This is a genomic window from Antrihabitans spumae (assembly GCF_043944905.1).
Taxonomy (GTDB): domain Bacteria; phylum Actinomycetota; class Actinomycetes; order Mycobacteriales; family Mycobacteriaceae; genus Antrihabitans; species Antrihabitans spumae.
This window is the reverse complement of record NZ_JBIMSN010000102.1, coordinates 1-12,540: the sequence shown is the minus strand read 5'-3', so window position 1 is coordinate 12,540 and position 12,540 is coordinate 1. Positions and strand designations below refer to the sequence as shown.

Annotated in this window: 12 protein-coding genes and 1 pseudogene; 9 read left to right on the top strand and 4 right to left on the bottom strand. The window is 63.5% G+C overall.

Features of this window, described 5'->3' with window-relative positions:
• Positions 1-161: 161 nt before the first annotated feature.
• From ACHIRB_RS21745 to ACHIRB_RS21730, 4 genes are all read left to right on the top strand, one after another.
• Positions 162-1,592, top strand: coding sequence for a sugar porter family MFS transporter (locus ACHIRB_RS21745; RefSeq protein ID WP_199708254.1), 1,431 nt, complete (start codon positions 162-164; stop codon positions 1,590-1,592).
• Positions 1,593-1,719: 127 nt separating this feature from the next.
• Positions 1,720-2,490, top strand: a complete 771-nt coding sequence (locus tag ACHIRB_RS21740) for a pirin family protein (RefSeq protein WP_395125619.1) — start codon at positions 1,720-1,722, stop codon at positions 2,488-2,490.
• A 20-nt stretch (positions 2,491-2,510) separates the two neighbouring features.
• Positions 2,511-2,984, top strand: a complete 474-nt coding sequence (locus ACHIRB_RS21735) for a DUF4190 domain-containing protein (RefSeq protein ID WP_395125618.1) — start codon at positions 2,511-2,513, stop codon at positions 2,982-2,984.
• Between the two features lie 105 nt (positions 2,985-3,089).
• Complete coding sequence (locus ACHIRB_RS21730) at positions 3,090-3,968, top strand: intradiol ring-cleavage dioxygenase (protein ID WP_395125617.1); 879 nt, start codon at positions 3,090-3,092, stop codon at positions 3,966-3,968.
• Between the two features lie 26 nt (positions 3,969-3,994).
• Here ACHIRB_RS21730 and ACHIRB_RS21725 read toward each other — a convergent pair whose 3' ends face one another.
• The 3 genes and pseudogenes from ACHIRB_RS21725 to ACHIRB_RS21715 form a co-directional block, all read right to left on the bottom strand.
• Entirely contained in the window at positions 3,995-4,507 is a 513-nt protein-coding gene (locus tag ACHIRB_RS21725; protein ID WP_395117716.1) for a hypothetical protein, read from the bottom strand.
• Positions 4,504-6,406: pseudogene (locus tag ACHIRB_RS21720) on the bottom strand (alpha/beta hydrolase). The gene ACHIRB_RS21725 and the pseudogene ACHIRB_RS21720 overlap by 4 nt, the downstream one beginning before the upstream one ends.
• Positions 6,406-6,699, bottom strand: a complete 294-nt coding sequence (locus ACHIRB_RS21715; RefSeq protein WP_395125616.1) for a hypothetical protein — start codon at positions 6,697-6,699, stop codon at positions 6,406-6,408. The pseudogene ACHIRB_RS21720 and the gene ACHIRB_RS21715 overlap by 1 nt, the downstream one beginning before the upstream one ends.
• A 91-nt stretch (positions 6,700-6,790) precedes the next feature.
• On the opposite strand from ACHIRB_RS21715, the gene ACHIRB_RS21710 reads away from it, so the two are divergent.
• Positions 6,791-8,779 carry a M13 family metallopeptidase gene (locus tag ACHIRB_RS21710; protein ID WP_395125615.1) on the top strand — a complete coding sequence of 663 codons (1,989 nt, stop codon included), beginning with the start codon at positions 6,791-6,793 and terminating at the stop codon, positions 8,777-8,779.
• A gap of 4 nt (positions 8,780-8,783) precedes the next feature.
• On the opposite strand, the gene ACHIRB_RS21705 is transcribed toward ACHIRB_RS21710, so the two are convergent.
• On the bottom strand, positions 8,784-9,734 hold the full coding sequence (locus ACHIRB_RS21705) for a helix-turn-helix transcriptional regulator (protein ID WP_395125614.1): 951 nt from the start codon (positions 9,732-9,734) through the stop codon (positions 8,784-8,786).
• 106 nt (positions 9,735-9,840) lie between these two features.
• Here ACHIRB_RS21705 and ACHIRB_RS21700 point away from each other — a divergent pair, with 106 nt between their 5' ends.
• From ACHIRB_RS21700 to ACHIRB_RS21685, 4 genes are read left to right on the top strand one after another with little or no spacing between them, the layout of a single operon-like run.
• Complete coding sequence (locus tag ACHIRB_RS21700) at positions 9,841-10,266, top strand: VOC family protein (RefSeq protein WP_395117708.1); 426 nt, start codon at positions 9,841-9,843, stop codon at positions 10,264-10,266.
• Position 10,267: 1 nt separating this feature from the next.
• A complete protein-coding gene (locus ACHIRB_RS21695) occupies positions 10,268-10,861 on the top strand; it encodes a YdeI/OmpD-associated family protein (protein WP_395117706.1) in 594 nt (197 codons plus the stop codon).
• Between the two features lie 31 nt (positions 10,862-10,892).
• On the top strand, positions 10,893-11,060 hold the full coding sequence (locus ACHIRB_RS21690) for a hypothetical protein (RefSeq protein ID WP_395117704.1): 168 nt from the start codon (positions 10,893-10,895) through the stop codon (positions 11,058-11,060).
• Positions 11,061-11,082: 22 nt separating this feature from the next.
• The gene (locus ACHIRB_RS21685; protein WP_395117702.1) at positions 11,083-12,474 is read left to right on the top strand and encodes a protein kinase domain-containing protein; all 1,392 of its coding nucleotides are present in this window, start codon (positions 11,083-11,085) and stop codon (positions 12,472-12,474) included.
• Positions 12,475-12,540: the final 66 nt, after the last annotated feature.

Below are 12,540 nucleotides of genomic sequence, written 5' to 3'. Positions count from 1 at the left end.
CACGGGTAGCGCCCATCGCCATGTCGTGGGGTCCGGGCTTCTTTTCGAAGGCAATAAAAGTTCTTTCCAAGATCAATTGACTGTGACCTGTGTCACGGCGCATGCTGTGCCAAGTCGTGGTGTTTTCGAGGAATTCTTGCCCTCCCGAAGGAAGTCCCATCATGAGTGAGCACGGTGCGATCGCCGAAGAACCCATCTTCGACGACGAAGAACACACAGGTCGCGGAGTTGTCCGAATTGCGTCGGTCGCCGCGCTCGGTGGCTTCCTTTTCGGGTACGACAGCGCCGTCATCAACGGTGCGGTGTCCTCGATCGAGTCCTATTTCGAAGTCGACTCCGATGCCCTCGGCTTCGCGGTCGCTTCGGCACTACTCGGCGCTGCTGCAGGTGCGCTGACCGTCCGCCGCTTCGCCGACCGCTACGGCCGATTGTTCGTCATGAAGATCGCGGCCGTGCTGTTCCTGGTGAGCGCGTTCGGCACCGGCCTCGCGGTGAACCTCGAAATGTTGATCGTCTTTCGAATCGTCGGCGGTCTCGGCGTCGGCATCGCATCGGTGATCGCACCCGCTTACATCGCCGAGGTGTCACCCGCCCGAATACGAGGTCGGCTTGCGTCCTTGCAACAACTCGCCATTGTCACGGGCATCTTCATCTCGTTGCTCGTCGACTTCCTGCTTGCCAGCCTCGCCGGCGGCGCTCGCGAGGAACTGTGGCTCGGGCTCGAAGCATGGCGATGGATGTTCATCGCGATGTTCGTCCCCGCTCTTGCCTACGGCCTGCTATCGCTGACCATCCCGGAATCGCCACGCTTCCTCGTTGCGACCCATCGGATTCCAGAAGCCCGCAAGATTCTGAGTGCACTGCTCGGCGAAAAGGGCGTCGACATCAAGATCAACCGCATCCGTGAGACGTTGGAGAATGACGTCAAACCGTCGTGGAAGGATCTGCGCGCACCCAAGAGCGGTCTGCTGCCGATTGTCTGGGTCGGCCTGGGGCTCTCCGTCTTTCAGCAGTTCGTCGGCATCAACGTGATCTTCTACTACTCGAACGTGCTGTGGGAGGCCGTCGGGTTCAGTGAGGACGGATCGTTCGTCATTACCGTCATCACGGCTGTCGTCAACATTCTGACGACGTTGATAGCGATCGCCTCCATCGACAAATTCGGCCGAAAACCGCTGCTGCTCATCGGATCGGCGGGCATGGTCGTCACGCTGCTCACGATGGCTGTCATCTTCGGAACGGCCGCCACGGACGCAGACGGCAAGCCATACCTCGAAGGTGCCGCCGGACCGATCGCACTCGTCGCCGCCAACCTGTTCGTCGTCGCGTTCGGTATGTCCTGGGGGCCCGTCGTCTGGGTGCTGCTCGGTGAATCGTTCCCCAACCGCATTCGCGCTGCGGCCCTGTCGTTCGCGGCAGCCGGTCAGTGGGTGGCGAACTGGGCGATCACCGTCTCCTTCCCGAGCCTCAAAGATTTCTCGCTGGGCTTCGCCTACGGGTTCTACGGAATCTGCGCCGCCCTCTCGTTCGTGTTCGTCTGGAAATGGGTCGAGGAAACGAAGGGCAAGGAACTCGAGGATATGCATACTTGACGTCTCATGCGCTGGTCGGGGTTGGTATCGATTGCGCCCCGACCACGCGGAGGTCCGTCAATTCGCGGCCTATTCGACGAACTCCTAATAGGCTTACCCCATCGGGGGTAGGCAGGAGGAGGTCGGCATGGCTGCGCCCGCAACACCGCATATCGACGTCCACCGTGGTGGCGATCGACTGAAAACCCGTGTCTCCTGGCTTGATTCGAAGCATTCGTTCTCGTTCGGCGAACACTACGATCCGGACAATACGCACCACGGCCTGCTGCTCGTCAACAACGACGACATCGTCGCGCCGGGCGAAGGGTTCGACACGCACCCGCATCGCGACATGGAAATCGTCACGTGGGTGCTGCAAGGCAGTCTCGTGCACCAGGATTCGCTAGGACACTCCGGAGTGATCTACCCCGGACTTGCCCAGCGAATGAGCGCCGGATCCGGCATTCTGCACTCGGAGAAGAACGATGCGTGGCGGATCGGTGGCGAGATGCATTCCGAGCCAGTTCATTTCGTTCAGATGTGGGTCGTTCCGGATCAGCCGAACAGCACACCCGGCTACCAGCAGCAGGAAATCGGCGACGACCTCCGCTCAGGCGACCTCGTGACCGTGGCCTCCGGCATGGATGTGTACCGCGATCGAGCAGCAATTGCCATCCGGAACAAGCACGCCGCACTACACGCCACGCAGTTGCAGCCTGCAAAACCGGTAGTCCTCCCCGATGCGCCCTTTTTGCACGTCTTCGTGGCTCGCGGTGAGGTCGAGATGGAGGGCGTCGGTACGCTGTACACGGGAGATGCTGTGCGCCTGACGAATTCGGGTGGTCAGCGAATCGTGTCGGAACTTCCCGCCGAGGTGCTTGTGTGGGAGATGCACGCGCGTCTGTCCGGCTGGGACTGACCTCTCGACCAAGGAGTGCCATGTCGGACCAGCCACCGTATCCACCGCCGTACCAGCCGCCCGCCTACAACGCGCAGTACGCTGCCCCTGCCTACAACTCGCCGTATCCGGCGGGACAGTACGGATCTCAGGTCCCGCAGGGGCGCAACGGGATGGCACTGGCCGCGCTCATCGTCGGGATCATTGCGCTGCTCACCTGCTGGAGTGTCGTCGGCGGCATCATCGGTGGCGTCGTAGCAGCGATACTCGGATTCGTCGGTCTATCTCGGGCCAAGAAACAAGCAGGCAACGGACGAGGGATGGCGATCAGCGGCCTGGTGACCGGAATACTCGGACTCGTTTTCGGGATCGTGTTCATCGCCATCTACATCGGGGCCTTCCGAAGCGTATTCGGCACCGACTACTCCGATTGCCTCGATCGGGCGGGAACGAACAGTTCCCGAATCTCCGATTGCGTCGACTTCTGGGATCCGAACACCAGCCGCTCACGGTGAGTTCACAGCTCGCGCACAGACTTTGCAGGTTTTGCCCATAGCGAGGTCGGCAATGCTGGTGGGCAACGCTCCCGATCAGGGACGGGTTGAACGGTGGAGGACTACGTGAACGACGACATCGAACGCAGCAGACGACGGATCAGCCGGCGCCGCGCACTCACCCTCGGAGGGGCGGTGGGTTTGGGCGGCGTTCTGACCGCCTGCGCTTCGGATTCCAGTTCCGGGTCACCGACTGTCACGCCCCCGACGTCGACGGCAACCTCCGCGCCGACAGGTGCGGGTTCGACGGTAGCGGACCTGCTCGCTCGCGCACCGCAGTGCGCGCTGAGCAAAGAGGAGACGCAGGGACCGTACTGGTTCGACGTCGATTCGATCCGCAGCGATCTGCGCGAGGATCGGCCGGGGACGACCTTCGTTCTCGCCCTGCGTGTGCAGGACGGCGCCGAATGCGCGGTGGACCCGAGTGCTGGCGGCATCGCGAACGCCGTCGTCGAGATCTGGCACTGCGATGCAGGTGGCGTCTACTCCGGTTTCGAATCCGGGTCGAGCAGTGGACCCGGCGGCGGACCTCCACCCGGTGGCGGCGGGCAGCCAGGTGCGAGTGGGGAGACCTCCGACGGCAGCTACAGCTCGGGTGATCAGGAAGCGACGCCGACCGACGACGGCACCTACCTGCGTGGCGCTCAGACGACGGACGCAAACGGCATCGCGCAATTCACCACGATCTTCCCCGGCTGGTATCCGGGTCGTGCAGCGCACATTAACCTCAAGGTGCATGTGGATCGCAAGACCGTCCTGACCAGCCAGCTGTACTTCGAGGAAGTACTGCTCGACGAGGTTTACGCGACGACGCCATACAACAGCCATGTCGGCAGTCGCACGACCAACGCGAGCGACAACATCTACGACGCCACCGGGCTAGTCGCAACCGCCGCAACGGCCGACGGCTACCTCGGCGCGATCAACCTCGCCGTCGACCAGTAGTCGTGTTGGACCGGTGACGAAGCCACCTACTCAGCTGCGCACGGAGAGTTGGAGTAGATGGTCAATCCCGGGCCGCCGAGCACCATGACGCTGGTGCTTGTGATCACGGTGTAGCCCTTGTCATCTTGGTAGGTGCGATCTTCCGGGGTCTGGTCGTTCGGCGTCCGTGGTTGTAATTCGAAGCCGCGATCAGTGAGCTTCTCTACGCGGGCCATGGCCTCGGCGAGAACGTCGGGTGAGGGTGCCGCGACCTCGTGCGATAGGCGAACGCGGTAGGGCGGGCCGATGCTCATCAACGATTCGGGATCCGTGCGGCAGCCGACCTTCACGACACGTTCGCGCGCCGGGTCCAGCGGAACCCCGACGGCGACAGAGAGATTTGCGGCGGCGACCCGGGTTGCTTCTGCGACCGTGAGTCCGGTGGATTGCATGATCTCCTCGTTCGTCGGTCCTTCGTCGACAGTGGGGCTGGGCGCGCAGCCCGCGGCAACGGCCACAGCCGCGGAAATGACGAAAAGGCACAGTTGATTGCGGTTCATTTCACGTCGATCTTCGGCCCGAGTTCGGGCCTGTCGGTCACGGTCGGATTCCCGTACGGATCTTCGTATCCGCCGAACTCGGGCAACCGCAGCGGGCCGGGAAGGATATCGGCGCCCGAAACCGCTTTGCCCGCTTCGGCATTCGCGAAGTCGAACGCTTCGTCTTCGAAGTTGCCGGTGTCGCCCAGGTCGATATCCACGTTGTTTGCTTCGATGCCGCGTTCGACGTACCCGTGCACCTCGCCGCCGCTGATGACGCCGGCCATGTTCTGGAACGCAGTAGAGGACGGGTCATCCCAGTACTTTCCGTGCCCGTCCGGACCGAACACAATCTGACCGGCGTCGTAGGCGTCCCCCTTGTCATCGCTGCCGTAATACCCGGTGTCGAGGCGGGTGACGCCCGGTATCTCGTCCGGATCTCCGCCGAGCGGGTGCCCGCCGTGGGGGTTGCCGGTGTTGCCGTCAACGGTGTGTGGAATCCATTGTTCGGCAGCAGCGATGCCGGGGATGCCTGACAGGTTCACGTTGCGGTCCGTTGATTGGGATATGCCGATCGGGTCCCCGGGGGCGGTCATCGAGAACCGTTCGACATTCGGGTTCGGGTTGTGCCATTCAGTGCTGTGAATTCCGGTACCTGCCGAGGACGCGTGCACGATTCGGTCGGCCCTCAGCCCTTCCTGTTCGGCGGATCCGACTATGGACCCGCCGTAGGAATGGCCGATGTAGGTCACCTTCGTGCCTGGTGCACCGTGCTCGATGGCCCGGTCGATCTCGTGCCCGAAATCGACGAGTTTGGGCGCCATGTCCGCGGCGTAGCTGGCATCGGTGGCCATGTCCAGACCTTGGGGGAAATCGCCCTCCATGTAAAGAAAGATCGGGGATCCGGATTGTTTCGCCAATTCGACTGCGGCGTCGTGGTTCGAGCTGCTGCCGTTGAGGTTTGTGTTCGTGCCAGGGACGATCACCCCAGCGCCGTGGATGCCCGGCCTGATGTCGCCGACCATTTCGATCATGCGGCCGTTGCCCTCGGTGGAGAACATGACGAACTTGCGGTCGACCAGAAAATCCGTCGGGCTCGCTCCGGCCGGCCTGGTCGCGAGCGGATCCGGGATCGGTGTCAGCATCTTCTGAAGTTGATCGACCCGGGATTGGTCGGGCTCGGTCTTCTGCAGTTCGTCGGTCAACGCATTGCGGACATTGATCTCGTTCGCGTCGATCCGGGTATCGAAGGGCACGCCGTTCATGTTGCCCATCGCCTCGGGGTTCGCCGTGACGAGTGCCTGAACGTCGTCGGGATTCATCCCAGCGAGGAAGGCGGCGCGCTCGTCGGCGCTGGGCATTCGCCCGAGTAGGTCAACAACCTCATCCGGGTCGGCCCTCTGACCGTTCGGCATTGTGACGTCAGGTTGGCCTTCCTTCATCGCGGCCAAGTCGCCCGCCGCATCCCGCAGCGGGGTGCCGTACATCGTGTCGAGGCGGTCCACCTCGTCCAGACCCGATTGGATGCTGTGCTCTATGTGGTCGGCGTCCTCCGCCTTCTCGGCATCGGGATGTGCCACCTCGCCGGTCGGGGACACCGTAAACCCCTGCCCCGTAGCAAGATCCACCTCACGGATCACGAAGTCCTTGGCGAACTGCAACGTCCGGGGCAGCATCCTCGGCATCGTCGGCGATCCGGTTGAAGACGTTGCGTACCTCGCGGCCGTGGTCGAATTCTTGATCCGTCCTCACAGTCGCCGCATCGTGAGTCTTGCCGTACCAGTCACCCGCGCCGTCGATCGCCTTCTCCGCCGAATCCAGCGACCCGTCGAGCAATCTCGCGTTGTCGCGCGCTGCAGTACCCGCGGTAGCCAGGCCCTGCAGATTCCAGCCGCGTAACTGGTCGATTGTCGGGCGCATCAGCGCGGCGTCAACGCGTCCAAGGACGCTGCGATCTGATCGTCCATCGCCTCCATATTGGTGGCGAAAGTGTCGACGAGCCCAGCCATCGTCTGAAACCGTGTCGCAATCGACTTCACCGCCTGTCCAGCAGGATCCGCGCATTCACGAACGGCCGCCAGAGCAGCGCTGCCCTCCCCCTCAGCACCAGAGAACGCTGACCAATTCAGCCGCTCGATCTCCCCGGCCTCCGACCGCCAGGTCGATGAAATCTGCCTCAGCCGGTCAGGACTGATGCCATACCCATCACTCATCGGACACCCCCTCAGTGTTGGCGAATAGTAGCAATCCGACCGCTGCCTCGGCGCGATCAACGTCCCTTCGGCAGGTAGGCATACTGGACCGGTGACGACAGATGCAACTCAGCAGAACCCGGCTACCGATTCGATCTCCTGCGGTCTCGATCTGAGCCATCGTGACGCAGACACGCGAGTGCAGGACGACCTGTTCGCGCACGTCAACGGTCGCTGGCTGGAGGACTACAAGATCCCGGCCGACCGCGCCGTCGACGGAGCTTTCCGCAAGCTCTACGACCAGGCCGAAGTCGACGTGCAGACCATCATCACCGAGGCAGCGGCGAGCGACAGCGCGCCCGGTACTCCTGCGCAGCAGATCGGTGACCTGTTCGCCAGCTTCATGGCCGCCGACGCCGTCGAAGCCGCCGGTCTCGACCCGATCGCCGACGAGTTGTCCGCGATCGCGGACGCCGGCGACCACGACACTCTCGCAGTGGTACTCGGGAAACTGCAGCGAGTCGGTGTGGGCGGCGGCGTCGGCCACTATGTCGACACCGACGCCAAGGATTCGACGCGGTATCTGATGCATTTCAGCCAGTCCGGCATCGGCCTGCCCGACGAGTCCTACTACCGCTCCGACGAGCACGCGGGCATTCGGGCCAGCTACGTCGAGCACATCGGGAAGATGTTCGCGTTGGCAGGCGTCGAGTTCGACGCGGCCAGGGTGCTGGAATTGGAAACGAAACTAGCCGCGCAGCACTGGGACGTCGTCAAACGACGCGATGCCGAGCTCAGCTACAACCTCGTCACCTTCGACGCACTGATCACGGGAAGTCCGGGATTCAACTGGATCGCGTGGGTCAGCGGACTCGGGTCCACGTCGGAGGCGTTCGCCGAGATCGTGGTCCGGCAGCCGAGTTTCGTTCGGTCGTTCGCCTCGCTGTGGACCTCGGAGCCGCTCGACGATTGGCGCGCCTGGCTGACGTGGCGGGTACTGAATGCGCGCTCACCGTATCTGACGGCGGCGTTGGTCGACGAGCATTTCGACTTCTACGGACGCACTCTGACGGGAACCGAAGAGAATCGGGAGCGGTGGAAGCGCGGCGTTTCCCTCGTCCAGGATCTGCTCGGCGAGACGGTCGGAAAGCTGTACGTCGAGCGGCACTTCCCGGCATCGGCGAAGGCGCGGATGCAGGAGCTCGTCGAGAATCTGCGAGAGGCGTACCGGCGCAACATCACCGATCTCGAGTGGATGAGCCCCGAGACTCGGACTGCCGCCTTGGCCAAGCTCGACAAGTTCACCCCGAAGATCGGCTACCCGGACAAGTGGCGCGACAGCTCGGGACTCGAAATCGCTGCGGACGACCTCGTCGGCAACTACCGGCGTGGCTACGCGGCCGAATACGACCGTGATCTGGCCAAACTCGGCGGACCGGTCGACCGCGACGAGTGGTTCATGACACCGCAGACCGTCAATGCCTACTACAACCCCGGCATGAACGAGATCGTCTTCCCTGCCGCGATATTGCAGCCGCCCTTCTTCGACGCCGACGCCGACGATGCCGCCAACTACGGCGGTATCGGTGCGGTGATCGGGCACGAGATCGGGCACGGGTTCGACGATCAGGGCGCGAAGTACGACGGCGACGGCAATCTCGTCGATTGGTGGACCGACGCCGACCGCACGGAGTTCGGCAAGCGCACGACCGCGCTGATCGAGCAGTACGGCGAATTCGAGCCGAAGGCCTTGCCGGGTCACAAGGTCAACGGCGAGTTCACGATCGGTGAGAACATCGGCGATCTTGGCGGTCTGTCGATCGCTCTCGTCGCCTACGAGATCGCCCGCAACGGCGAACCCGCACCGGTGCTCGACGGATTGACTGGTCTGCAGCGGGTGTACTTCGGGTGGGCGCAGGTGTGGCGGACGAAGGCGCGCAACGAGGAAGCTCTGCGTCGCCTCGCGATCGACCCGCATTCACCGCCGGAGTTCCGATGCAACGGCGTCATACGCAACATCGACAGCTTCTATGAAGCGTTCGACGTCAACCCGGGTGATGCGTTGTATCTCGAACCCGATCAGCGCGTGAAGATCTGGTAGCTGTTCACGTCTCGGTGACGTAGCGGCCGGCGAGTTCGGTACCGATGCGGGCGAGTTCGGCCTGCACGGTCGGCGGGTCGAGGACTTCGACCATAGTTCCCCAGCCCGCGAGGTTTCGCGCGATGTCGAGTGGAGTCGGCGCCGCTATGCGGACCTGCTCGCGGCCGTCGTCGCTGCGCCCTTCGCTGTGGCAGTGCCGCCCGAAGTGGTCGTTGAGTATCGGCAGATAGCGGCCGTCGATGAGCACGGTCGCCCAGGTCCGTGATCGGCGTTGCTCCATTTCGCCGACGACTTCCTCCCACGCCGCCGCGAGGGTGAAGTCGTCGGGTCGTTCGGCTGGTTCGTCGGCTTGTGCGGCGGTGACGATGCGATCGACACGGAAAGTGCGCTGGCCCTTCTCCGTTCCGGCGATCAGGTACCAGATGTCGTCTTTGTCGACGAGTCCCCACGGATCGACGAGTCGCTCGGATTGTTGCCGCGCATTGTTGCTGTAGGTCAGTTGCACCTTCTTTCGACGCACGACCGCGGCCTGCAGTAGGTCGACCATCTCGGGTCGCCTTCGCGTGTTCTCGCCCCATCGCGTCGAATCGATCATGGTGGCGTCGGCGGCAGCCTCGGCGTCCGCCCGAAAAGTCTGCGGCAACGCACGAACCAATTTGCGCAGCGCGGCCTTTGCCTCTCCCGACACCGCCGCCGCTGGGCCGACGAGAAGGAACAGGGCCTGCGCCTCCGTCGACGACAACCCGCTGAGGTCGGTCCTTGCACCTCCGACAAGCGACCACCCGCCGCCTCGGCCCGGTTGCGGATAGACGGGAATGCCTGCCGCCGAGAGTGCTTCGAGGTCGCGACGGGCGGTCGCGACCGACACTTCGAGTTCTTCGGCCACTTCGGCGGCGGTTACTCGACCACGCGATTGCATGAGGAGGAGGGTGGCTACAAGCCGGTCTGCGCGCATAAACAAATCTTCCTCAACAAAGTGCTCAGTTGATGAGCACTTTAGCTGGAAAGATTACAAATATCAGAAAAGCAAGACACCCAGAGCGAACCGAAAAGGACCCAAAATGTTGCGAGGACTCACCACAACCAACTTTTTCGCCGACGACGTCGCGGCCGCAAAAGACTGGTATACCAAGGTCTTCGGCGTCGAGGCGTACTTCGTCCGTCCGCTCGAAGGTCCGCCGGCCTACGTCGAGTTCCGGATCGGCGACTACTCGCACGAGTTCGGAATTCTCGACAGCCGGTACGCCGGATACGAGATCGGTAAGCCGGGTGGCGCCGTGACCTACTGGGCAGTCGATGACGTCGAAGCCATGTTTGCTGAGCTCATCCGCCACGGCGCGACGGAACACCTCGAGCCGACCGAACGCGGTCCCGGCTTCGTCACCGCGTCGGTCATCGATCCGTTCGGCAACATCCTCGGCGTGATGTTCAACCAGCACTACCTCGACATTCTCGCCACGAAGACCGCAGCCGTGGCGCAGGCCTGACATGGAAACGATCGTCGCGAGCAGCGCAGAGCAGTGGCGAGGATGGCTCGCCGCCAACGGGCAGACGGAGAAGGAGGTCTGGCTGATCATCCATCACAAGGACAGCGGCACGCCCAGCCTGCGCTACGCGGAGGCGATCGAACATGCATTGTGCTTCGGCTGGATAGACGGGCTCCACAAGAAGCGGGATGCGGAGAGCTCTCAGCTCCGCTTCACCCCGCGCAAGCCGACCAGCTCCTGGAGCAAGGTCAACCGGGAACGCGCGGAGAACATGATCGCGAACGGCCTGATGGCCGAGCCTGGGCAGGCACTGATCGACCTGGCCAAATCGCAGGGAACGTGGGAGGTCGTGGTCGACGGGGACGGGTCGGCTCTTCCCGCCGATCTGCAGCAGGCCCTCGACTCCAACGACGCCGCGCGCGGGAACTTCGAGAAGCTTCCGCCCTCTGCCCGCCGGCTGATACTCGAGTGGATCGTCACTGCGAAGCGGCCGGAGACCCGCGAACGACGCATCGAGAAGTCGGTCGCGCTCGCGGCGCAGAACATCAGGGCGAACAACCCCGGCACACGCCAGCCGAAAGCCGATCCCGCCTGACCATCGGCTCCTGATCGCGCTACCGTGAATCATGGGTATGTACGGCGAGATCTTCGGATCGTCGAAGCTTCGCAAAGAGAGCGGCGAAGACGCGGGAACTGGCGAGGAAACCGAGTGGGGCGCGCTCGACCTCGATCGCGGAGTCGTCTACCTGGACCGACGCGGTCCGGCGGTCGGCGCGGACGACGCGGACGAGTAGGTCGTCGCGGTATCCTCGCACGGTGACTTTGGAACCCGGATCGGTGTTTGCCGGGTACACGATCGAGCGCATGCTCGGCGCAGGCGGAATGGGGTCCGTGTATCTGGCCCGGCATCCGCGGCTACCGAGACACGATGCCCTCAAAGTCTTGACCGGCGCACCGGCGGCAAATTTCGACTACCGGCGCCGCTTCGAACGTGAGGCCGACTTAGCGTCCCGGCTTCGGCACCCGAACATCGTGTCGATCTACGATCGCGGCGTCGCCGAAGGTCAGCTCTGGATCGCGATGGAGTACGTCGAAGGAATCGACGCTGCGCATCTGATCACCAGCGGCCGCGATTCCGTCGAGCCGATGCGTGCGATCGAGATCATCCGTGACGCCGCGAAAGGCCTCGACTTCGCGCATCGCAAGGGGTTGCTGCACCGAGATGTGAAGCCCGCCAACATCTTGGTCACCGGCGACGAGGACGAGGGTGAACGCTCGCTCATCGCCGACTTCGGCATTGCGCGGTCCATTGACGATTCGCATCGTCTCACCGCGGCCGGCGACGTCCTGGGAACGCTGGCCTACGCGGCACCCGAGCAGCTGGAAGGTCGCGACGTCGATGCCCGCGTCGACGTCTACGCGCTCGGCTGCACACTCTTCGAACTGCTCACCGGCAGCAAGCCGTATCCGTACCCCACGATGATTCCCGTGATGAAAGCGCACCTGAACGCGCCGCCACCACGCCCGACCGACACGGTCCGCGCGTTGTCGTCCGGGATCGACGGCGTCATCGCCAAAGCGCTGGAAAAGAATCCGGACCGGCGCTACGCCTCGTGCCGCGAACTGGCCGAAGACGCGATGCAGGCGCTGACAGTACCGATGCGCCGACCATCGTTGGCCAAACCGGCTGCTCCTCCCGAGCAAGCGCGGTCACAGCAGGAGATGACGCAGCGACGCCCGCTGACCGACCCGACCCGGATCACCGACCGCGCGCAGCATTCCGCGCCGAACCACTTCTCGGCGCCGCTGCAACGAATCCAAGGGCAGGGCCAGCACGCTGCGCCTGCGCATCAGTCGTCCCCGAACCAGCGCGTCCCGCTGACTCCGATGCACGCGCAATCCCAACCGATCCAGCCCTACTACCCGCCGCTGCAGCATTCACCGCAGCAGGGCGAAACAAGCAACGGGCTGGCGTTGTGGTCGATGATCAGCGGCATTGTCGGCTTGATCAGCTGCTTCACGCTGATCGGCGGCTTCGCGCTGAGTCTCACGGCGATCGGTCTGGGCATAGCTGGACAGAAGAAGGCGAAGAGCGGTGCCGGACGGTCGGGCATGGCCATTGCTGGCATCGCCCTCGGCGTGGTGACGCTGATCTTGACGATTGTCTTCACCATCTACGTTGCGACGACGGACACCACAACAACCTGAGGGCGCTTCGCGCCTCGTGAGTTAAAGGTGCCCTCCGGACGCGCTGCTGGGGTGAAAATGGGGTGT

Excerpts from the sequence above, each read along its gene's own strand:
- ACHIRB_RS21695 (WP_395117706.1), top strand. The coding sequence starts at position 10,268 with ATGGAAACGATCGTCGCGAGCAGCGCAGAGCAGTGGCGAGGATGGCTC.
- ACHIRB_RS21740 (WP_395125619.1), top strand. The coding sequence starts at position 1,720 with ATGGCTGCGCCCGCAACACCGCATATCGACGTCCACCGTGGTGGCGAT.
- ACHIRB_RS21700 (WP_395117708.1), top strand. The coding sequence starts at position 9,841 with ATGTTGCGAGGACTCACCACAACCAACTTTTTCGCCGACGACGTCGCG.
- ACHIRB_RS21690 (WP_395117704.1), top strand. The coding sequence starts at position 10,893 with ATGGGTATGTACGGCGAGATCTTCGGATCGTCGAAGCTTCGCAAAGAG.
- ACHIRB_RS21705 (WP_395125614.1), bottom strand. The coding sequence starts at position 9,734 with ATGCGCGCAGACCGGCTTGTAGCCACCCTCCTCCTCATGCAATCGCGT.
- ACHIRB_RS21745 (WP_199708254.1), top strand. The coding sequence starts at position 162 with ATGAGTGAGCACGGTGCGATCGCCGAAGAACCCATCTTCGACGACGAA.
- ACHIRB_RS21725 (WP_395117716.1), bottom strand. The coding sequence starts at position 4,507 with ATGAACCGCAATCAACTGTGCCTTTTCGTCATTTCCGCGGCTGTGGCC.
- ACHIRB_RS21735 (WP_395125618.1), top strand. The coding sequence starts at position 2,511 with ATGTCGGACCAGCCACCGTATCCACCGCCGTACCAGCCGCCCGCCTAC.
- ACHIRB_RS21715 (WP_395125616.1), bottom strand. The coding sequence starts at position 6,699 with ATGAGTGATGGGTATGGCATCAGTCCTGACCGGCTGAGGCAGATTTCA.